The sequence below is a fragment of the Pseudoalteromonas sp. HL-AS1 genome (assembly GCF_031198785.1).
GTDB classification, from domain to species: domain Bacteria; phylum Pseudomonadota; class Gammaproteobacteria; order Enterobacterales; family Alteromonadaceae; genus Pseudoalteromonas; species Pseudoalteromonas distincta.
This window is the reverse complement of sequence record NZ_CP133569.1, coordinates 2,748,459-2,770,761: the sequence shown is the minus strand read 5'-3', so window position 1 is coordinate 2,770,761 and position 22,303 is coordinate 2,748,459. Positions and strand designations below refer to the sequence as shown.

The following is a 22,303-nucleotide window of genomic DNA, read 5'->3' as shown; positions in this document are numbered from 1 at the left end:
TGATTGATTTTGCAGCAGCATGTTTGGTTTTTAGGCAAGGCGGAGCCTATGTAGTGTGGTTATTCCCCATAAATAGGCGATAACGCAGCATAAAGTCCAAACATGTGCTGCCCTTTGGGTTCTTTCTAGGGACGATTAACTCTTTGTTGCTCTGTTTTTACTTAGCCCACTAGGTTACAAACCTCGCGCCGCGATTTAATCGCCCCTAGATTGAACAAATTTCAATCCACAAAGATCAACACGCCCTGGTTAAAGTAAGTTAAAGTGCTAATTCTTCTGTAACCGTATTAACATGTGGCACTGGGTGGGCAAAATAGTTGCCTTGCATTAGTGTCACATTCGCCTTTTTAAGTGCGGTTACTATGGTTGTATTTTCTACCGATTCTGCCATTAATTGTAAACCAAGTTGATTAGCAAAGCTGGCTATATGCTCAATAAACAAGTAGATATCTTTGTCATTCACTATTTGCTTTATTAGTGCGCCATCTAATTTAATACCATCTACTTCAAGCTTAAGTACGTTTGATATATTTGAATAACCACTACCAAAGTCATCAATAATAACCTTAACGCCTTTCGTTTTAACCATTCCAATAAATGCTTTTACTTCAGAGAAGTTGGCAATAGCTTGGGTTTCTAAAAGCTCTAATGTGATATTACCAGGATGCGGGTAGCGCTTAAGTTCGTCCGCAATAAACTCACTTAAATTAGGGTCGAGCATATCTTGTGCTGTTATATTTAAACTCCAGCAAATATCGGTTTTTCTAAAGCGACTAACGCATTGTGAAAATATAGTACGGGTAAGTATTCCGTCCATTCTTGAGCGGGTAACAACATTTAAAAATGCATCAGGTTTTAATACTTCCCCTTGCGCTGTTACCATTCGAGCTAAACATTCGTATTGAACGACCTTATTGGTATTTGTGTCAATAATGGGTTGAAAGTAAGGCACTATACGATTGTTATCAAACGCTTCTCGCACTTCTTTTGCCATTTCTACATTGTATTGATATTGCGTTTTTACATCGTGTAGCGCTTTTGAGTAGTTAACTACACTATGCCTGCCTTGTTTAGCTTGCAGCGCTGCTATATGAGCGTTTTCAAGTAGTAGCGATTTATTACCACTGGCAATACCTGCACATAGGGTTATGTAGATAAAAGGGTCAGTTAATACCGGTGTATTAAAGTTATATGTTTTTACGAGGTCGGTAAATTCGTCATTACTCATTTCTTTAGGCGCGAGTAATACTATTTTATTTGTTGCTAGTCTATATATATGGCAATGCGTAGAGCTTCTAAGTTTAAAGTGAATAAGTAAGTTTTTCATTACCTTGTCACCCACTTCCGTGCCGTAAAAACTGTTTATATCTTCTATTTCATTAACCCAAATAACGGCTAATTGCATGTGATGTGCATTACTTTTTTTAATAAAGTACTCAAGTGCAATATGATTTGAAAAACCAGTACTTGAGTCAGTTGCTAAAGACCGTTTTAGTAAATAAATATATATGGCGGCAACGAGTATCGCGATAAAAAAGAAGAAGCTAGCCATTGCAGCTGCTTTTGATACGCTTTCTTTAAGTTTCTCGTTTAAATCATAAATAGTTATATCGGCACCCGTTAAATAGGTATTGCCGTTGATTGGGTCAACGTAAGGAATAAAAATTGTTTTAAAGTGGCCCCACTGATCGCTCGATATTTCAAATACTGGCTCTGTTGAATAAAAAGCACTTATATTTGCATCGGTAGCTTCAGGGTAGAGATCTAAAAATTGAGTTACCTTGCCATTATTCTGATCGTCTTGCGTGTAGCTTGATGAGCTAAAAAGCACCTTACCGTCTTTTAAAATCATTGAATAGACATAAGCAATATCAAGTGCTTGAGCAAACTCAGAGAGTTGTTTACTTTTATCTTGATAGTAAGAAAAACTTATATTATCGCCTTGATTAACCGCACTTAAATAATCGTCACCTAAAATATGTTTAACGCTGGTGGCGGCATTAAGTAAGCGATTATCAACCGACTGCATTATTTCAGCACGCGTGGTTTGGTAAGTGTAGTAAACGTAGGTTAGCAAGCTTATTAAAAACAAGCTAAAGCCTGCCACTATCCAACTAACTTTGACTCTTCCTTCTGGCATATGTGTCCCTTTTTTGTTATCAAATTTATTATACCCAAAATAAGTAAATGCCCAATAAATAATTAGGTTTGGTAGAGTTTTAATTAAATTATCATTTTTTTGTCATCGCTTTGATTGCTTTTATAGGTTTAAACGAGACATTTTAGTTATATTGCAGTAAAGTTAGCGCAATTTTTAAAGAAACACGATTGCTCCAAATGTCCTAATAAGTAGGCGTTTTTGATGGGTAAGCGCGTGTTTTAGCTACACACACACTAGGTATTAAGATGGATCAAAAGCGTTGTGCCGTCGCCTCTAAAGAAAGCCTTAAGCGTATATTTACTGTACCTGAAGCGCCAGACTCAACTTTAAGCAAAATCGAGCTTGAAATTTCGAGTAATTTAGCAGGTTTTCTAAACGAAAATATAGCGGCAATTGAAAAACCATTACATGAAATAGAAAAAGATTTTCAATCGGCAGTGATCCCAGAAGATCCAACGTTTGTCTCTGCTTATGCCCAAGACATAATGGAGCAACTTGTTGCACATTCTGTGCATACAGCTGCGCCTAGTTTTATTGGTCACATGACCTCTGCCTTGCCGCACTTTTTATTACCGCTGTCAAAATTGATGGTAGGGCTAAATCAAAATCTAGTAAAAATAGAAACATCTAAAGCGTTTACGCCTCTTGAGCGTCAAGTGCTTGGGATGATGCATCATTTAGCTTATGGGCAAGAAGACTCATTTTATTCTAAATGGATGCACAGTGCTAAAACCTCATTAGGTGCATTTTGCTCTGGTGGTACGGTTGCTAATATTACTGCGCTTTGGATTGCGCGAAACCGCTTATTAAAACCTGATGGCGATTTTAGAGGCATTGGTGCACAAGGCTTAATTGCTGGTATGCTGCATTACGGTTATAAAGGTTTAGCAGTATTAATATCAGAACGCGGGCATTACTCATTAGGTAAATCGGTTGATTTACTCGGCATTGGTCGCGATAACTTAATTGGTATTAAAACCTGTGAAAATAATAAAGTTGATGTAGGAGCGATGCGCGAAAAAGCACGTGAGCTTGAAGCGCAAGGCATTAAAGTAATGGCGATTATTGGGGTCGCGGGAACAACCGAAACCGGTAATATTGACCCACTTGATGAAATGGCCTACTTAGCACAAGACATTAACTGCCATTTTCATGTAGATGCAGCATGGGGGGGAGCGACCCTTTTATCGAGTACGCACCGTCCTTTACTAAAAGGGATTGAGCGAGCAGATTCAATTACCATCGATGCACATAAACAAATGTATGTACCAATGGGAGCGGGTTTGGTTTTATTTAAAGACCCCGCTGCAACTGATGCAATAGAACATCACGCTGAGTATATATTACGTAAAGGTTCAAAAGACTTAGGTAGCCACACGCTTGAAGGCAGCCGACCTGGTATGGCAATGTTAGTACATGCTTGCTTACGTGTTATTGGTCGTAAAGGTTACGAAATGCTGATTGATCGAAGCATCAAAAAAGCACATTACTTTGCTGATTTAATTAAGGCTGATGAAGACTTTGAGCTTATTTCGGAGCCTGAGTTGTGCTTATTAACGTATCGTTATGTACCTAAGCAAATTAAACAAGCAATAGCCGACGCAGATGCTGCAACTCGGTTAGATATTTTTGCTTCACTGAACCGTTTTACTGCCAGTATGCAAAAGCGTCAGCGAGAGTCTGGTCGCTCATTTGTATCACGTACACGCTTAACGCCTTCTAAATACGACAATCAACCAACGGTTGTATTTAGAGTGGTCCTTGCTAACCCGCTTACCTCAGGCGCTATTTTAAAAGAGATATTAGCTGAGCAAAAAGAGTTGGCTGCAACAGATCCGGTATTCAAAAAATACTTGAGAAAGTATATGTAATCTAAATACAAAAAGGGTCCATAAGGATAATGCCAGTCAGTTAAGCTGACTGGCATTTTTCTTTTTATGGGGATACTTAGATGGTTTTGGCTTAACCCATCGGGGATATCTTCTATCCTCTCGTCTAGCTGGAAGCTTAAATAAGACCAGTGTATTGAGTAAGTGCTGCCAGTGTATTGGAATGTTTCCTGGACTCATTATAGATACTGACGAGAAATACTGAATGACAGCCATCGAACTGCTAGAGAAACTAAGCTGGTTAGGCCATATCCCTGTGACTGTCGCCGCCATCGTCATTATTCTTCGTATTAAATTATAGGCGAGTAACACGCCCCATAGCTCCTGACGCACCATGTCTGGACGCTTGCTTCTTAAATGGTATGCGCTATCAAGCATGGTTTGTTTGATTTCTCTAAACCCAAGTTCTATCTCCCAACGATGACAATATAATTCAACAATTTCATTACCTGGATAACGCAATCTATCCGTCATCGAGGTTAATATACGGTAGCTTTTGCCCTTTATTGTTTTACTGATTAATCTCGCTTTAATCGTTTCAGGAACATCGGGAAAGTTTTTTTGTGCATGCTTTGTGGTTTTCAATTCAATGATATGGTCATTTTTACCCGCGCTGGAGATGATTTCATACTGTAAGTCGGGCCTTGCTGGTATCAGCCAGTGCCTCATCTCCCCAGTTTGATGCCAACGGTTTAACAGGCCTAAAGAATAATATCCTTTATCAAAAATAGTCAGTGAATTATCTGGTGTACGTTCAATTAAACGCTCAGCTAATTTCATCTCGTTGGTTTTATAGTTATCAAACTCGCTACTGAGCAGTTGATGGCTGGTCAATTCCATATGACAGACCCTGCGTATTTGAGGAAAGGCTGTATCACCGTATTGGTTGCTACCTGAAGAGAAGGCTTTACGATTATCAGGCGTGTCGGCTGTTCGCCACACAACACCGTCAACAGCTAATAGGTTCAAACCATTCCATGTTTCGAATGACTGTTGCTTATACATTGATTGAGCATATTTATTGAAAACGTGTTTAACGGAATCATCACCTAACCTTTGTCTCGCCTGTACCATCGCACTTGGAGCAACGAGTGGGTTCTTGCCAGGTAACATGATATCTAGCTTATTAGCGATATTCCAAACTGATTCTTTTCGAAACAATGCCATGCCAATAACTGACCACAAAACGGCTTCAAGCGGTAATCTTCGCTTACGAACGGTTGCAATCCCTGCTTGTTGAAAACCTTGTTCAATGATTTCAGGGTCAAGAATTTCTGATAATTTTTCAAAGGTATGGTATCGGCTGCTTTCTTCAAGTGTTGCTTGCAGTGCTTGTTCTATATTCACAAAAAAATCCGTAGTTAGTTTCCTAACTACGGATTTTGCATGATCGTTTGGATCGGTCAACCGGTCATTTTCTTAACTGATCGGCATTAGTCCATAAGGACCCTTTTTTAATATCAAAGAATGGTTAATGTAAGATACGTGCTCTAATTGTACCCTCAACAGCGCTTAGTTCTTTAAGTGCTACTTCAGATTGATCTGTATCAACATCAATAACTACATAACCAATAGATGCGTCTGTTTGTAGGTATTGCGCAGCAATATTAATACCGTGCTGTGCAAACGCTTGGTTAATTTGCGTTAGTACACCTGGGCGGTTGTGGTGTACGTGTAATAAACGGCTACGATTAGCAAGCTCAGGTAGCGATACTTCAGGGAAGTTAACCGCAGTAATAGTTGAGCCATTATCTGAATATTTAGCCAATTTACCCGCTACTTCAATACCAATGTTTTCTTGCGCTTCTTGTGTAGAACCACCAATGTGCGGCGTTAAAATAACATTGTCGAATTGGCGCAGTGGCGATACAAATTCTTCATCGTTAGATTTTGGCTCAGTAGGGAACACATCAATTGCTGCACCACTTAGTTTTTTCTCTGTAAGCGCTTCTGCAAGGGCATCAATATCAACAACAGTTCCGCGTGATGCATTGATCAAAATAGACCCCTGCTTCATAACTGCAAGTTCTGCTGTACCAATAAGGTTTTTAGTTTGCGGTGTTTCTGGTACATGTAAGCTAATAATATCAGAGCGTTGTAACAGCTGAGTAAGGTTATGAACTTGTGTTGCATTACCCAGTGATAACTTATCTTCGATATCGTAAAACTCCACGTTCATACCGATATTTTCAGCCATAATACCTAGCTGAGTACCAATGTGACCGTAGCCAATAATACCTAATGTTTTACCACGTGCTTCAAACGAACCATTTGCTGTTTTTAACCAGCCACCACGATGAGCCGCTGCATTACGCTCTGGAATACCACGTAATAAAAGTAGAATTTCGCCAAGTACAAGTTCAGCAACTGAACGAGTATTAGAAAATGGAGCGTTAAATACAGCAATACCACGTTCGCGTGCTGCATCTAAATCAACTTGGTTTGTACCAATACAAAAACAACCAATAGCAACTAGCTTTTCAGCTGAGTCTAATACGGCTTTGTTAATATGAGTACGAGAACGAAGTCCTACAAAGTGAACATCTTTAATGCGCTCTTTAAGCTCGTCCTCAGGTAAGGATGTTTTAACGTAGTCGATATTGCTGTAACCGTTACGTTTTAGCGTTTCAACAGCGCTTTGGTGAACACCTTCAAGCAAGAGAATTTTAATTTTGTCTTTTGCTAACGATACCTTACTCATAACCTCATCCTATTTAATTTGTGGCCCATTTTTGGTACCGATAATCACTTTATCAGCACCTCGCATCGCAAATAGGCCGTTGGTAACTACGCCAACAATTGAATTTATTTGTGTTTCAAGTTGTTTGGCATTGGTAATTTTTAAGTTAAATACATCTAATATAACGTTACCATTATCGGTAACTACGCCTTGGCGATAAACAGGGTCACCACCAAGTTTTAATAATTCTCGTGCAACGTAGCTGCGCGCCATTGGAATAACTTCTACCGGAAGCGGGAAGTCGCCCAATGTATCTACCAGCTTTGTGTCATCAACAATACACACAAACTGTTTTGCAACTGCTGCTACTATTTTTTCACGTGTTAGCGCTGCGCCGCCGCCTTTAATCATTTCGTTTTGAGCGTTTATTTCGTCGGCGCCGTCAACGTATACATCTAAAGCATCAACGTTATTAAGTTCAAACACTTCAATACCTAACGATTCCAAACGTGCAGTTGACGCTTCTGAGCTTGATACAGCGCCTACAATAGTGTCCTTTACTGAGCCAAGGGCATCAATAAAGTGATTAACAGTAGAGCCTGTACCGACACCTACAATGGTGTTTTCTTTTACAAACTCGAGTGCTGCCCAGGCAGCTGCTTTTTTTAATTCGTCTTGTGTCATTACTTTGTGCTCATGTATGTCAGAAATATGCGGCTAGTAACCAAAATTAAATGTTACCAACAGTATGTTTTATCTGGGGTGATAATGGTTTTAAGTGGTATGTCCCACGACTCAATTGGTAGAGCATCAACTTTTTGGCATTCATGTGCAAGGCCAATTAGTTGCGGTTTTTGCCAATTTTTTTCATGTAAACGCGCCAATGTCCGGTCGTAAAACCCACCTCCCATTCCTAGGCGATTACCTTGTTTATCAAATGCAACTAACGGCATAAGGATGTAATCAAGCGCTGGTAATGGGCATATTTGAGAGCAGTTCAGCTTAGGCTCCAAGATACCATAGCGATTTGCCCTCATGGGTGAGTTTTTCTCATAGCGCTGAAATAGTAAATTAGCGCCATTAAATGGGTGTATTATAGGTAGATAAACAACATGGTTTAAGTTCCATAATTCTTTAATTAACAATGAAGTGTCTAGTTCTCCGTCGTTACTTAAATAAATGGCAATATGCTTAGGACTCGTTGTTTTTTCGCTTTTTAAGTGTTGAATAAAATTCATTTTTAGCGATTGCGCAGCAATTATTTGCTGATTATTTGACAAGTTTTTACGGGTGTTACGAATTTCAGCTCTTATTTGTGCGCGTTTATTGCTCATTAAACTAATTAGCCATTCTTAAAAAGAGAATAAATCGGGAAAAATTAAAAAAACAGCCAGTACGACTAGCAAAATTGTGGCAGTTGCAATCAATGAATATAAAAGTAAGTTACTGCGTTTTTTAGGAGGTGCTAAATCCTCATCTAGCATTAGGTCGTCATTTTGCCATTCGTCTACACTTTCGTCTGGTGTTTTTAATTGAGCTTCAGGAAGGCGTTGCTCTAGCTCATCTAGCTTTTCTTCAAGACGTATTAAGCTGCTAGTGATGTAATCTAGAGCATCAAAAATACGTTCATCACGTTGGTTGTTATTTGCAGCTGCGGAGGAGCTATTTTGAATGGTGTTTGAAACAGCTTGCAGCTTACTTTTAATACCTAAGCTTGCTAATAACTTACTCTGTTTTAACGCTTTGTCTTTATCGCTTGGCGCAAATAGCGGCTTACCTTTAAAAAAAAGAGCTACTTTTTCATCTGACGTTTTTAATTTTGCAGCTAAGTTTGCGCACGCTGTTTTTATGTCAACGTTATCGGCAAGTCCTGCAAATATAACGCGAAAGTTATCGGCCATTTAACTATCCCTAAAGCTTTATAATGAAGCGAGTATAAACCGAACCCCTTTATAAATGTATCTCTATGTAAAATAAAATTGTTAAACGTATCTATTTCCCAAAAGATGACTTACAAAAAAAGTTGATTAGTATTTCAATAGAATATTCCATTACTTGCAATTAAATGTGAATAGAATATTTTATATGTAAAATTTATTCTTTAATTACAAGTAATTACAGCTATTTCCTTGTTGAAATAGCTTAAACAAGTAAAATTGTTTTCCTAGGGGTATAATATATTAGGTACAGGATTTTGCTAAACACACACACACTTCCATCTAGTCGCTGGCTAGAATTTGTAAAAGAAAGCGGACGTATCGCCACTCTTTGGTTTGCTGGTGTACTACTTTTTATGGGCTTTCGGATTTTCTTTTTAATTCACTTTAGTGATCGTATAACTTCCGAACTAGATATTGATTCAATAATCGCGACATTAAAAGCGGGTCTAGCATTTGATTCTGCCGCGACGGGAGTCTGTTTTAGTATTGTTTTTATTTTAAACTGTATTTTACAGCCTCTGCGTTTAGGACAATGGGTTAGAAAAGCACGTATATATACAAGTCTAATATTTTTCATTACGTCAACAATACTATGTATAACGAGTATTACTTACATTGCTGAATATGGAAGCCAGTTTAACTTTTTTATGTTCGAAGGGCTAAATGACGATCAACAGGCAATTGCATTAACTGTAATCGAGCAATATAAACCGTGGGGTAGCCTACTTAGTTTAGTTATTTTATTAGCGATAGCATTTAAAATAAATAAACTAGTTGATAGGAAAAGCTATAGTGCTATCAACCATCTTTTCACGACTAATATATTAAAGCGTACGATTTTAGTTGCATTGATTATTGTTTTATTTGTTTGTGCAATAAGAGGATCATTTGAAACTCGTCCTGCTTCTCGAAAATGGTCAGCAGTAACGACAGATGCTTTTGTAAATAATCTTGTAATAAATCCGTTTCGAAGCTTTATATATGCCATTAAAGATTATAATGATTTACAAAGTTTTGGTTTAAATGGTCACAATCCTTACTTACAAAAAAATGCACCTGACATAGATAACCCTTTAACGACGCTTGAGAAAAAAACCAGTGCGCCAATGTTAGCGGCACCTTCACAAGTGTTTTTTATTGTTATGGAAAGTTATGATGCTTGGCCGTTACAGCAAAAATATACATCGCTCAATTTAACTAATGAACTACGTAATTTAGCTAGTAAAGGTATATATTTAAATAATGTGTTACCTGCAGCAAGCAGTACTATGAATTCGCTATCTAGCCTTATGTCTGGTATAGCGTTTTCGGGCGTTAATATGAGCCGTATTGGACCACAAAAACCAGCGAGTAAGTTATCAATATTTAATCAACTTGAGCAACTAGGTTATCAAAGTCGATTTTATTATGGCGGCTTGCTGTCATGGCAAAATATAGGCGAATATGTGCTTTCACAAGGAGCTGATAAAGTATTTTCGGCTGCAGACACTGGAGGTAAAGGAAGTGCTGGTGTGTGGGGAATTGATGATGGTCAGTTATTTGATTTAGTCGATACTAAAACAGATGAAAAAAGTTTTAACTTAATCATGAGTGGGAGTTACCACGGACCATTTAACTTAGATTTAGATAAGTATGGGTATCCTTTAAAATCAGTTGCTGACTATCCAAAGGAAATTCAAGCTTTAGATGATGACTTATTAGACCCTTACGTATTAGGGCATTTATGGTATGCCGATAAAATGCTTGGTCAATTTGTTCGTAAAATGGAGCAGCACTACCCAGATGCATTATTTGTAATTACAGGTGATCACTATAGTCGCCGTTATTTACATCATCGCCCAGATCTATATGAACTAACACATGTACCGCTTGTTATTTATGGTAAAGGTGTAAATCCAAACTGGGTATCTAGCGATCAATTAGCGAGCCATATGGATATTGCACCTACATTATTAAACTTAATAGCACCGCAAAATACGACATTTTATAGCATGGGCCAGTCACTATTAAATCAACCTAAAGATCGTACTGTATTTGGTTTTCAAACTGTGCGTAAACCAGAACAGCTTTGGCGTGGTGATTTTTCGTCAATGTATGAGTATCAAAAAGTTGAACCAGAGGATCGGATTAACTTAGTACCACTTAAGCCGCAGCCTTTTGAACCAATTGATGTAGCAACAGAGCAAGCTTATAATAAGTATATGGCTACAGCGTGGCAGTTACTTACTAAAGGAATGGATTAATAGATTTAAAAGTAGCTTTTAAAGCTGCTTTTACTCAATTAGTTTACATATAAAAAAAGCGCCAATTGGCGCTTTTTTTATATTTACTTAGCCAATCAAAGGCCAGCAGCTGCACGAAGTGCATCAGCTTTATCTGTACGTTCCCAAGGGAATTCGTCGCGACCAAAGTGGCCGTAAGCCGCTGTAGGAAGGTAGATAGGGCGCTCTAAATCAAGCATTTGAATTAAGCCGTAAGGGCGCAGGTCAAAGTGTTCACGAATAAGCTCGATTAAACGGCTTTCTTCTAACTTGCTTGTACCAAACGTTTCAACGCTGATAGATGTAGGCTCTGCAACACCGATTGCGTAAGAAACTTGTAATTCACATTTATCAGCAAGGCCAGCCGCAACTACGTTTTTAGCAACGTAACGTGCAGCGTATGCAGCTGAGCGGTCAACTTTTGATGGATCTTTACCAGAGAAAGCACCACCACCGTGACGAGCCATACCACCGTATGTATCAACGATGATTTTACGACCTGTTAAACCACAATCGCCCATTGGTCCGCCAATTACAAAGCGACCTGTTGGGTTAATGAAAAATTTAGTCGCGCTTGTAATAAGCTCTGCAGGAAGTACCGGCTTGATGATAGTTTCCATCACCGCTTCTACTAAATCTTTTTGTGAAATGTCTTCGCTGTGCTGAGTAGATAGTACTACTGCATCAATACCTACTGGCTTACCATTTTCGTATGCAAAAGTAACTTGAGATTTTGCATCTGGACGTAACCAGTTAAGCTCGCCGCTTTTACGTACTTGCGCTTGGCGCTGTACTAAACGGTGTGAGTAAGTAATTGGCGCAGGCATTAGCACTTCTGTTTCGTTACATGCGTAACCAAACATAAGACCTTGGTCGCCAGCACCTTGTTCTTCTGGGCTAGTACGGTCAACACCTTGGTTAATGTCAGGAGACTGTTTACCAATAGTGTTTAAAATTGCACATGAATCAGCATCGAAACCCATGTCTGAATGCGTGTAGCCAATTTCACGTACTGTTTTACGTGTAATTTCTTCAATATCAACCCATGCGCTAGTAGTGATTTCACCACCAACCATAACCATACCTGTTTTTACGTAAGTTTCGCACGCAACACGGGCATGAGAATCTTGCTCTAGGATAGCATCAAGTACCGCATCAGAGATTTGATCGGCGATTTTATCCGGATGACCTTCAGAAACTGATTCAGAAGTAAATAAATGTTTTGCCATTGTATTTCTGCTCACAAATATTGCGCTTCACAAACGTCGGTATTAGCGCTAAAAAATTAAGGGGCGTATTTTATCGAAAACAAAACACCTTGCATAGTGTTTTTACGCCTAGACGTCTAAATAAAATTACTAATAACTTTTTGGTCTTAAAAAATATTCATAATGCCTCACTTTTATAGGGTTTTTAATTGCACACAGCCCCCACAATAAGTAAGAATGGTCTATATAAACAAACCCAAGTTACTTGGGTGCATAAACAAACACATAAATACCCGCGCAAATACACATAAAGGTAGGAGAATTCATGCCATCTCGCAAAGAACTTGCAAATGCTATTCGCGTCTTGTCAATGGACGCAGTACAAAAGGCCAAATCTGGTCACCCTGGAGCCCCTATGGGCATGGCTGATATCGCAGAAGTATTATGGCGCGATTATCTAAAACACAACCCAACAAATCCAGAGTGGGCTGACCGTGACAGATTTATTCTTTCAAACGGCCACGGTTCAATGCTTATCTATTCTCTATTGCACCTAAGTGGTTACGACTTACCACTGGACGAAATTAAAAACTTCCGTCAAATGCATTCTAAAACACCAGGTCACCCTGAATATGGCTATGCACCAGGAATCGAAACTACTACGGGTCCATTAGGTCAAGGGATCACAAATGCCGTAGGTATGGCAATTGCTGAAAAAGCGCTAGCTGCACAGTTTAACCGCGAAGGTCACGATATTGTTGATCACTTTACCTATGCATTTATGGGCGATGGCTGCCTTATGGAAGGTATTTCTCATGAAGCTGGTTCACTTGCAGGCACATTAGGTCTGGGTAAACTTGTTGCATTTTGGGATGACAACGGCATTTCAATCGATGGTGAAGTAGAAGGTTGGTTTACAGATGACACGCCAGCTCGCTTTAAAGCATACGGTTGGCATGTAATTAGTGGTGTTGATGGTCACGACAGCGATGCTATAAGTGCTGCAATTGCAGAAGCTAAAAGTGTTACCGATAAACCATCACTAATTTGTTGTAAAACAATTATTGGTTACGGCTCACCTAATAAATCTGGTAGCCACGATTGTCACGGTGCACCACTAGGTGATGACGAAATTAAAGCGTCTCGCGAATTCTTAGGTTGGACTGGCGATGCGTTCGAAATTCCTGATGATATTTACGCACAATGGGATAGCAAAGAAAAAGGTCAGCAGCTTGAATCAAGCTGGGACGAAAAATTTGCAGCATACGCAAAAGCATACCCAGAGCTTGCAGCTGAATATAAGCGTCGTATTAATAACGAACTGCCTGGCGATTGGGCTGAAAAATCTCAAGCGTACATTGAGCAATTACAAGCAAACCCAGCAAACCCAGCGTCTCGTAAAGCATCACAAAATGCATTAAACGCATTTGGTCCGTTATTACCAGAATTTATGGGTGGCTCAGCCGATTTAGCAGGCTCAAACTTAACAATTTGGGATGGCTCTAAAGGTTTAACACACGACGATGCAAGCGGTAACTACATTTACTACGGTGTACGTGAGTTTGGTATGTCGGCAATTATGAATGGTATTGCCCTTCATAAAGGCTTTATTCCTTACGGTGCTACGTTCTTAATGTTTGTTGAATATGCAAAAAATGCCGTACGTATGGCTGCATTAATGAAGCAACCAAGCATTTTTGTATACACGCACGATTCAATCGGTTTAGGTGAAGATGGTCCAACTCACCAACCAGTAGAGCAAATTGCAAGCATGCGTTTAACGCCTAACTTATACAACTGGCGCCCATGTGACCAAGTTGAGTCGGCAATTGCATGGCAACAAGCTATTGAGCGTAAAGACGGTCCTACATCGTTAATCTTTACTCGCCAAGGTCTTGAGCAACAAGCGCGTGACGCACAGCAATTAAGCGATGTTAAAAAGGGTGGTTACATCCTTAGCTGTGACGGCAATCCTGAAATTATTTTAATTGCGACGGGCTCTGAAGTGCAACTAGCACAAGATTCAGCAACTGAGCTACGCAGCCAAGGTAAAAAGGTACGTGTTGTATCTATGCCATGTACTGATGCCTTCGAAGATCAAAGCGCAGAGTACAAAGAAAGCGTATTACCGGCATCTGTTACACGCCGCGTAGCAGTAGAAGCAGGTATTGCTGACTACTGGTACAAGTACGTAGGTCTAAATGGCGCAGTAGTAGGTATGACTACCTTTGGTGAGTCAGCACCTGCTGGTGAGCTGTTTGAGCACTTTGGTTTTACAGTGGCAAACATTGTAAGCAAAGCAAACGAGCTTTTTTAATCGCTTTGATTAAATAAAGTAAGTAATTGAAAAACCCGCACATGCTGCGGGTTTTTTTATGCCCTTACATGAAGCAACTTCACCTTGAACAATGCTGCTTTCCTTGCAAGAAAGTAAGCTATCAGGCAAGGTAGTGCGATAAAATTTATAAATAAAAATCTTAAATTAATAGCAGGAGCTAAAAATGCCAAAGTTCGATAACGTGAGTGTAGTAAAAAAAGCCAATGTATATTTTGACGGAAAAGTGTCGAGCCGTACCGTTATTTTAGGTGATGGCGAAGCGAAAACGTTAGGCTTTATGCAACCTGGTGAGTTTGTTTTTGATACAAACCAAAAAGAGTGCATGGAGCTTTTAGCTGGCCAATGGGATATTTTATTACCAGGGGCAAGTGAGTGGAAAACATTTAACGCGGGTGAATCGTTTAATGTTGATGCAAATGTAAGCTTTAAAGTAAAAGTATCTGATTTTGCTGACTACTGTTGTTCGTACACAGATTAATCAATACAGCTAGACGTCTGAAAGCCCATGTACTATGGGCTTTGCATAAACTTTGCACAACGCATGATTTAAATCACCAAAAACCGCAAATAAACCTCAAATATCTCTCTTTTTTCCTTGTGTTAATCTAAATAGCCCCCAATACTATTTATGAGGTAACAAATAAAAGGATACCCTATGAAAATTAATCTTTCTGGTCACCATGTTGAAGTTACTGACTCTATTAGAGAGCACATCAACGAAAAATTTTCAAAAATCGAGAGCCACTTTCCATCGCTTATTGCACTCGATATTATTTTGTCTAAAGAGCATCATAAAATCCAAGCTGAAATTAGCACTAATTACGAAGGCACGCGCATATCGGTAAAAGGGGAAAACGAAGTTATGTACCCTGCCATTGCAAGCGCAGCTAAAAAACTCGATGCAGCACTAAAACATCGAAAAGGGCAGATAAAAGCAAACTTACACGAAAAGCCTGTTAGCACTACACCTGAAATCGCACACGAGATCATCCAAGAGATGGATCTTAAATAAAATTTAGTTCCAAAGTATTGTAAAAAAGAGCCGTATGGCTCTTTTTTATTGCCTGTAATTTAGGTAAGTTATGCGTTCTTGCAGTTTATTAATTAAAAAATTAATAAAAAGAACACACAACACACATATTTTGAGAAATTAATGCACACAACAAAAGCAGTATGGAAGTCTCGACTAGGTGCGCTTGGACCTGGAATACTCATGGCAACAGCCGCTATTGGCGGATCTCACCTAGTTGCCTCTACGCAAGCTGGGGCAATATTTGGCTGGCAACTATTTTGGCTAATCCTCGTTGTTAATGTTTTAAAGTACCCGTTTTTTCGCTTTGGTATGGAATACACACTCGCGACTAAAAATAGCCTAGTGGAGGGCTATAAAAGTAAAGGCCCGTTTTATTTTTACAGTTTTATCGGTTTAAACATTGTAGCCGCCGTAGTTAATACCGCTGGCGTATTACTACTTACTGCAAGCTTACTGCATTACGCGTTGCCCGTAGTGATAGAAGTAACACTGCTATGTTGGATATTATTAGGAGTGTGCTTAGGCATATTATTGTTAGGGCACTTTAAAGCGCTCGACAGTGTGGCCAAAGGCATAATGGGGTTATTAACGCTGGCTACCGTTATTGCGTTAGTTATCGCGTTTAGTAATGGCCCAATGGCGCCTGCTGATTATGTTGGCCCATCACCTTACGAGCTGGCCATGCTGAGCTTCATGGTTGCGTTAATGGGTTGGATGCCAGCCCCTATCGAAATATCTGCATTAAGCTCTTTATGGCTAAAAGAAAAACAAGCGCAGCAAACAGTTTCTAAAAGCCAAGGCTTGTTCGATTTTAACGTAGGTTACTGGCTTACAGCAGGCTTAGCACTGGTGTTTTTTAGCTTAGGTGTATTAGTGCAATACGGGCAAACTAGCAGTATAGAACTCGGTGGAGTCGCCTTTGCTAAGCAGCTTATTGATATGTACGCACTCACAATAGGCGAGTGGGCAAGGCCGCTTGTATCAGCAATCGCTTTTTTATGTATGTTTGGCACTACACTTACTGTACTTGACGGCTATGCCCGCACACTTAACGAATCCCATAAATTACTTGGCTTTGGGCAATCAAAACACAGCTTAAATATTTGGTTAATACTACAAGCACTTGCCGGTATGGCGGTTATTTTATTTTTTAAATCAGTCCTTGGCCCCATGCTTACGTTTGCCATGACACTTTCATTTGTTACAACGCCTGTATTTGCATGGCTTAACTTTAGCCTTGTGCGCTCAGAGCCTGCTATAAAGCACAGCGTGCTATTACGTAGTTTAACGTGGTTAGGGCTAGTGTATTTAGTTGGGTTTGCAGTTGCGTTTGTAGTATGGAAACTAGCAGCCTAAATAGAGCCACTTACTTTAGGGTTTTAATTAAAGCCCTAAAGCATTAAATTCTAGGGTTAAACGAGGTATAAATGGATATTAGAATAGGTGAGCTTTCAAACCCACACGTTATAAAGTTACTACAAGCGCATCATAACGATATGTTAAAACACTCGCCCGTTGAGAGCGTACATGCACTTGATGTAAGTAAACTCACTCAGCCCGATATAACTTTTTATAGCTTATGGATTGATAATAATTTAGCGGGTGTTGGCGCTTTAAAAGCACTAAATACAACGCATGGCGAAATTAAGTCAATGCGCACATCAAGCAACTATTTACGCCAAGGCACAGCCGCTAAGTTACTCACGCATATTATTGAGCAAGCAACTTTACGAGGTTACAAAAAGTTAAGTTTAGAGACCGGCACGGCAAAGGCATTTTTGCCCGCACACAAGCTTTATACTCAATTTGGTTTTAAAGAATGCGAACCATTTAGTGATTATGAGCTAGATCCGTACAGCTTGTTTATGAGTAAAGGGCTTTAAGTTGTATGCGCTCACTATTTACAGTAAAAACGAAGTAACCGATTTAACAGCAGATCAGAAAAAGCAATTAAAAGAATTCTTAGAGGTGTGGCGCAATGAGCAAACGTGATTTATTTTCAGAATTAACTACAGCACTTGTGGACGCTAAAGCGCATCCACAAGGAAAGCTTACGTTACGTTCTCATACAGTAAATGATATTAACGATCTTGCTATCTCACCTGATGAAATAGTAAATATTCGACAAACATTTAATATGTCACGTGGTGTGTTTGCTAACATTCTTCATACTTCAGCAAGAACGCTTGAAAACTGGGAACAAGGGCGAAGCGCACCAAATGGGCAAGCAATTACCTTGTTAAAGCTTGTGCAGCGACATCCTGAAACATTGAACCATATAGCTGAGTTGTAGGGTTTTAATAAGGTAGTGCGGACTGGATGCTTGCTCGTATATTTATTATTTATTGAAAAATGAACTGGTCATGCAAGAAGTTAATTTTATGTAGTGAGCAAAAAATGAATTTCGAATACGAAAAAGTTAGTCGTCACAATAAACATCGCTGAATTTATATTTTCCTTCGTATTTTTTAAAAAGTTTCGATTCTTTTAGTTTAGGTAAGTCCAAAATATCTAGATCATTTTCAGCCACTGTTTTTGATAGAAGCTTATACCTTGGTGAAATAGTTTCGTAAAACTCTGCGGTATTTATCTCTATGCTTTTTATAAGCCCTAAAGCTTCGTTGCCCCAGCTAACTAAAGATGAGTTGACTAATGCTGCGTTTTTATATTTTATTTGCTCTTTTTTTAAGGTGCCATGAGCGCGATATTTCTCTTCATAATCCCGAATACTCGCCTCCCTAGCTGTTTTTATTCTAGAAAGCTCAGCTTGCAAAGATGCATCAGGTAAACTTCTTTCATCAGCAATTTTAAAAGCTTCAGCATCATCATATTCTGAAAGTCTCAAATGTTCATATAGATCGAAAATTTGAACTTGAGATTCTCTAAGCTCAAAAGAGATACAGTAAAAAGAAGATATATCATTTAGCAAAATAGCGCTTAAGTTGTATTTTTTTTCATTAACCCAAGTGTTTCTTACTTTCCAAGCTATACAGGCTAAAGCGATAGTTGCTACCATTATTACAAAGGTACTGATAGAAGTTATCCAGTTAGCAAGGCTATCTTGTTTAAATTTGCTTAGTAGTATATCCATAATTGAATTCGTAGAAATACCTACGATGAATCCAATTAATATGAGAAGAGTACAAATAAGCCATTCATTTGAATAAATACTTTTTTTCATGTTATTCCTTTAGCTCAGCTCTTTTATCGCTCTACTTATTCCATCTAAGCTCAGCGCATACATGCGGTTGTTCATTAGCTCTTTTATAAAGCCAATTGATTGATAGTACGGCCAGTGTTCAACGGGTTGTGGGTTGAGCCAAGCTACTTTATCAAAGTGGTTGGTGATACGTTGCAACCATGCACTGCCGGGCTCTTCATTGTAGTGTTCTACGGAGCCGCCCGCATAAGCTATTTCGTAAGGGCCCATAGTGGCATCGCCTACAAATATTACTTTGTAGTCGCTGGTAAACTTATTAATTAGCGTCATGGTGTCAATCACGTTTGAGTGGCGGCGTTGGTTGTCTTGCCACACGTGCTCATATAAGCAGTTATGAAAGTAGTAAAACTCTAGGTGTTTAAATTCGCTGTGGGCTGCGCTAAATAACTCTTCGCAGGTGTGAATGTAGTCATCCATTGAGCCGCCAATATCAAACAGCATGAGTACTTTTACGGCGTTGTGGCGTTCGGGTGCCATTTTTACATCAAGCATGCCGCCTTGTTTTGCAGTAGCGCGAATGGTCTCGTTTAAATCAAGCGTGTCGCTTGCGCCAGTGCGAGCAAATTTACGTAATTTTTTAAGGGCGAGTTTAATAGTACGCGAGCCAATTTCTCTGTCGGTGTCGAGGTTTTTGTATTCTCGTTTATCCCACACTTTTACCGCTAGGCGGTTACGGTTGCCGTTTTGTCCTATACGCACGCCTTCGGGGTTATAGCCGTATGCACCAAAAGGTGATGTGCCGCCAGTGCCTACCCATTTATTGCCACCTGCGTGGCGTTTTTGCTGCTCTTCTAAACGCTCTTTTAAGGTTTTCATAAGCTCGTCGAGCCCGCCCATGGCTTTAAGTTGGGCTTTTTCTTCATCGCTTAGGTTTTTTTCAAACTCTTTACGTAGCCAGTCTTCAGGTAAGTTGTGCTGTTGCTTTAAGCTCTCGAGCAAATCAAGATCGGCAATACCGCTAAAGTAGTCGCTAAAGGCTTTATCGAATCGATCAAAGTGCGTTTCGTCTTTTACCATTATGGTGCGAGCTAAATAGTAAAAGGCGTCTACGTCGGCAAATATAACACCTTTTTTTAAGGCGTTAATTAAATCGAGCAGTTCGCGAAGGCTTACCGGTAGGCGGTATTTACGTAGCGTGAAAAAAAACTGCACCAGCATATTAGCGACGGCTCATAAACGCGAGTTTTTCGATTAGGCTGATGTCTTGCTCATTTTTGAGTAATGCGCCAAACATGGGCATTAAACCGCCTTTTTTAGCTTTGTCGTGCAGTGTTTTAGCGTCTATGTCTTCAGCCATTAAAAGCTTTAACCAGTCGAGTAATTCGCTGGTGGAAGGTTTCTTTTTAAGGCCGTTTGCTTCGCGCAGGTTAAAAAACACTTCAAGTGCTTGGCGTACTAAATCCTGTTTAACGTTAGGGTAGTGCACGTCAATAATTTGCTGCATTTCGTTGCTGCTAGGAAAATCAATGTAATGAAAAAAGCAGCGGCGTAAAAATGCGTCCGGTAATTCTTTTTCGTTATTTGATGTGATGATTACAATAGGGCGCTCTTTTGCGACAATGCGCTCGTTAGTCTCATAAACATGAAACTCCATTTTATCAAGCTCAAGTAGTAAGTCGTTTGGGAACTCTATGTCGGCTTTGTCTATTTCATCAATCAAAAGCACTGGGCGTTTACCGTTGAGCTCTGCATATGTAAATGCCTGCCAAAGATTACCTTTAACGATGTAGTTACTAATGTTGTGTACACGCTCGTCACCTAATTGGCTGTCGCGCAGGCGCGAAACCGCGTCGTACTCGTATAAACCTTGCTGCGCTTTAGTAGTCGATTTTATATGCCACTGAATAAGCGTGGTATCTAAGCTTTTAGCCAACTCCTCAGCCAGCATGGTTTTACCTGTGCCAGGTTCGCCTTTAATTAAAAGTGGTTTTTCGAGCATAATGGCAGCATTTACAGCTTGTTTAAGCGCGCTACTCGCTATGTAATTGTCAGTTGAATTAAATTGCACGGTGTACCCTTGTCTGGTCTGAGCAGTAAGTTATTTTGTTATAATGCCATAGTTAAGCAGCAGGTCCAATATAAGCAAAACGCTGTATGACCTCACCTTCTTTTTCAACAGTTTCTAAAAACATACTAAGTGGGCGCGCCCATATACCAAATTCACCATAAAGTGCTTGGTAAATCACAAGCTGTTCCTCGGTTTCGCTATGGGTGGCAACATGAATAACTTTATATTGCGGGCCTTTGTAGTGTTGGTATATGCCTGGTTTTAGGGAAAGTGGTTTTATTGCTGTAGTCATGTTTTGATCTCTTGTATAATTTGGCTTTGCACTTTTAATGTTAACTAATTTGCCAATACTATGAACTATATTTCTTTAGATGATTACAAAAAGGCGTGGGTTTTTCGCCACAAAGATTTACCTGTATCTGATGAAGACGCAGCAAAAATAAAGCCTATGAGCGACGAGCGCGCAGCCGTACTTTGGACAACCATGGTGAGCCGTGAGTTTGATCACCCCGATTTTTTTGAAGACACCGATTGGTGTGGCCAAGAAAAAAGCTTTAGCCAAGAAGTAGATTGGCAAGATGCGTGGGAAAATGGTGATGCGCTACCACCAGAAGCAATCTTAACGTTTTTAGATTGGGAAGCTAACACCACGGTTTATTTTTGTATGGCTCGCGATAATATTATCGAAACGACGTTTGATGTATTTAAACGCAATTGGCAAAACTTTATGTTTTTAGCTGATGGCAGTTTATTGATTGGTAAAAAGCGTAATACGGTTGTGCAATTTTTAGAATCAGGTAAAGCAAAATTAGGTGAAAAGCCAAGCGCTTAAAATAGTGCGCTGCGCTTAAAAAATATTCAATACTGTGTTATAAAACATTTACCTGAATATTTTTGAGTACAGCTTTTGGTCGCTAAAAATCAGTCACTTGGTGCTCAGCAGCAAGTTGAAATTTGGCAAACTGATGCACAAAAAGTGTTGTATGCACAATTGTGTAATGCGTTTTATCAGCGTGAGGTTCAGCGATTAGTTGCAGAGCCTAATGCCGATAAACTGCGCCGCCAGTTAAAAAGCCTACCTTATTATATTGAGCGAGCTGCAACGTTAGTTGCCAATGGTGACACGCCTTTTACGCTTGATGCACAAAATGGTACGTGGCTTGAAAAGCAAAAACCGACCCCACCCGATGTGAATGTTCAAGCTAATGAACTTTTTTATCAAACGTATGCCAAAGTGGGGCTTATTGTGCCCGTTATATTGCATGGCTACGATCAGGTGCGTCTTAGAATAGACAGTATCGATCAGTTAGGTGAAAATAAGCTGCATTGTAACGAGCTTGGTTGGTTTGATTTTTTAGGAAATGGGCTAGAGCAGCAAAATGCTCAGCTAATAAAGCCAAGTAAGGTGAGTTTAACCGCTGCATGTTGCGGGCATCAGTGGCAATTTTCGAAGCGTTGTATGCCACGGGTTTTATCACTACGCGAAATGCTTTTAGCGGGTAGTATTAATTGGCGTAATTTAAAGCGCCCCTTAGCGTATTAAAGTTAAGGTATTTGGAATTTAA

The 22,303-nt window shown here is 39.6% G+C and carries 21 protein-coding genes; 10 read left to right on the top strand and 11 right to left on the bottom strand.

Features of this window, described 5'->3' with window-relative positions; genetic code table 11:
• Positions 1–259: 259 nt before the first annotated feature.
• On the bottom strand, positions 260–2,140 hold the full coding sequence (locus RB214_RS12865; protein ID WP_033020723.1) for a GGDEF domain-containing protein: 1,881 nt from the start codon (positions 2,138–2,140) through the stop codon (positions 260–262).
• A 266-nt stretch (positions 2,141–2,406) separates the two neighbouring features.
• Here RB214_RS12865 and panP point away from each other — a divergent pair, with 266 nt between their 5' ends.
• Positions 2,407–4,032, top strand: coding sequence for a pyridoxal-dependent aspartate 1-decarboxylase PanP (gene panP, locus RB214_RS12860; RefSeq protein WP_309167329.1), 1,626 nt, complete (start codon positions 2,407–2,409; stop codon positions 4,030–4,032).
• 36 nt (positions 4,033–4,068) lie between these two features.
• On the opposite strand, the gene RB214_RS12855 is transcribed toward panP, so the two are convergent.
• The 5 genes from RB214_RS12855 to RB214_RS12835 form a co-directional block, all read right to left on the bottom strand.
• Entirely contained in the window at positions 4,069–5,397 is a 1,329-nt protein-coding gene (locus RB214_RS12855; RefSeq protein WP_375144323.1) for an IS4 family transposase, read from the bottom strand.
• 124 nt (positions 5,398–5,521) lie between these two features.
• Entirely contained in the window at positions 5,522–6,751 is a 1,230-nt protein-coding gene (gene serA / locus RB214_RS12850; RefSeq protein WP_309167328.1) for a phosphoglycerate dehydrogenase, read from the bottom strand.
• A 9-nt stretch (positions 6,752–6,760) separates the two neighbouring features.
• Positions 6,761–7,414, bottom strand: coding sequence for a ribose-5-phosphate isomerase RpiA (gene rpiA / locus RB214_RS12845; protein WP_309167327.1), 654 nt, complete (start codon positions 7,412–7,414; stop codon positions 6,761–6,763).
• Positions 7,415–7,467: 53 nt separating this feature from the next.
• Positions 7,468–8,064 carry a 5-formyltetrahydrofolate cyclo-ligase gene (locus RB214_RS12840; protein ID WP_309167326.1) on the bottom strand — a complete coding sequence of 199 codons (597 nt, stop codon included), beginning with the start codon at positions 8,062–8,064 and terminating at the stop codon, positions 7,468–7,470.
• Between the two features lie 18 nt (positions 8,065–8,082).
• On the bottom strand, positions 8,083–8,631 hold the full coding sequence (locus RB214_RS12835; protein ID WP_197099017.1) for a hypothetical protein: 549 nt from the start codon (positions 8,629–8,631) through the stop codon (positions 8,083–8,085).
• Positions 8,632–8,924: 293 nt separating this feature from the next.
• Here RB214_RS12835 and RB214_RS12830 point away from each other — a divergent pair, with 293 nt between their 5' ends.
• Positions 8,925–10,913: an LTA synthase family protein gene (locus RB214_RS12830; RefSeq protein WP_197099016.1), complete on the top strand. Its 1,989-nt coding sequence runs from the start codon at positions 8,925–8,927 to the stop codon at positions 10,911–10,913.
• A 95-nt stretch (positions 10,914–11,008) separates the two neighbouring features.
• Here the strand turns inward: RB214_RS12830 and metK are convergent, their stop codons facing one another.
• Positions 11,009–12,160 (bottom strand): methionine adenosyltransferase, encoded by a 1,152-nt coding sequence (gene metK, locus RB214_RS12825; protein ID WP_002958976.1) that lies wholly within the window; start codon positions 12,158–12,160, stop codon positions 11,009–11,011.
• A 304-nt stretch (positions 12,161–12,464) separates the two neighbouring features.
• Between metK and tkt the strand changes: the two genes are divergently transcribed.
• The 6 genes from tkt (at position 12,465) to RB214_RS12795 (ending at position 17,803) form a co-directional block, all read left to right on the top strand.
• On the top strand, positions 12,465–14,456 hold the full coding sequence (tkt, locus tag RB214_RS12820) for a transketolase (protein ID WP_024604068.1): 1,992 nt from the start codon (positions 12,465–12,467) through the stop codon (positions 14,454–14,456).
• A gap of 184 nt (positions 14,457–14,640) precedes the next feature.
• Entirely contained in the window at positions 14,641–14,955 is a 315-nt protein-coding gene (locus RB214_RS12815; protein WP_002958974.1) for a pyrimidine/purine nucleoside phosphorylase, read from the top strand.
• Positions 14,956–15,132: 177 nt separating this feature from the next.
• A complete protein-coding gene (hpf, locus tag RB214_RS12810; protein ID WP_007376058.1) occupies positions 15,133–15,489 on the top strand; it encodes a ribosome hibernation-promoting factor, HPF/YfiA family in 357 nt (118 codons plus the stop codon).
• A 201-nt stretch (positions 15,490–15,690) separates the two neighbouring features.
• A complete protein-coding gene (locus RB214_RS12805; RefSeq protein WP_309169011.1) occupies positions 15,691–16,866 on the top strand; it encodes a divalent metal cation transporter in 1,176 nt (391 codons plus the stop codon).
• 71 nt (positions 16,867–16,937) lie between these two features.
• Positions 16,938–17,393 (top strand): GNAT family N-acetyltransferase, encoded by a 456-nt coding sequence (locus RB214_RS12800; protein WP_309167318.1) that lies wholly within the window; start codon positions 16,938–16,940, stop codon positions 17,391–17,393.
• A 95-nt stretch (positions 17,394–17,488) separates the two neighbouring features.
• Positions 17,489–17,803, top strand: a complete 315-nt coding sequence (locus RB214_RS12795) for a type II toxin-antitoxin system MqsA family antitoxin (protein ID WP_309167317.1) — start codon at positions 17,489–17,491, stop codon at positions 17,801–17,803.
• 126 nt (positions 17,804–17,929) lie between these two features.
• On the opposite strand, the gene RB214_RS12790 is transcribed toward RB214_RS12795, so the two are convergent.
• From RB214_RS12790 to RB214_RS12775, 4 genes are read right to left on the bottom strand one after another with little or no spacing between them, the layout of a single operon-like run.
• On the bottom strand, positions 17,930–18,691 hold the full coding sequence (locus RB214_RS12790; RefSeq protein ID WP_309167315.1) for a hypothetical protein: 762 nt from the start codon (positions 18,689–18,691) through the stop codon (positions 17,930–17,932).
• 9 nt (positions 18,692–18,700) lie between these two features.
• On the bottom strand, positions 18,701–19,888 hold the full coding sequence (locus RB214_RS12785; protein ID WP_309167313.1) for a VWA domain-containing protein: 1,188 nt from the start codon (positions 19,886–19,888) through the stop codon (positions 18,701–18,703).
• A 1-nt stretch (position 19,889) separates the two neighbouring features.
• Complete coding sequence (locus RB214_RS12780; protein ID WP_309167311.1) at positions 19,890–20,738, bottom strand: MoxR family ATPase; 849 nt, start codon at positions 20,736–20,738, stop codon at positions 19,890–19,892.
• Positions 20,739–20,790: 52 nt separating this feature from the next.
• Positions 20,791–21,030 (bottom strand): DUF1653 domain-containing protein, encoded by a 240-nt coding sequence (locus tag RB214_RS12775; protein WP_039486721.1) that lies wholly within the window; start codon positions 21,028–21,030, stop codon positions 20,791–20,793.
• Between the two features lie 60 nt (positions 21,031–21,090).
• Between RB214_RS12775 and RB214_RS12770 the strand changes: the two genes are divergently transcribed.
• Positions 21,091–21,570 carry a DUF2947 domain-containing protein gene (locus tag RB214_RS12770; RefSeq protein WP_002958965.1) on the top strand — a complete coding sequence of 160 codons (480 nt, stop codon included), beginning with the start codon at positions 21,091–21,093 and terminating at the stop codon, positions 21,568–21,570.
• A 75-nt stretch (positions 21,571–21,645) separates the two neighbouring features.
• Positions 21,646–22,281: a hypothetical protein gene (locus RB214_RS12765; protein ID WP_002958964.1), complete on the top strand. Its 636-nt coding sequence runs from the start codon at positions 21,646–21,648 to the stop codon at positions 22,279–22,281.
• Positions 22,282–22,303: the final 22 nt, after the last annotated feature.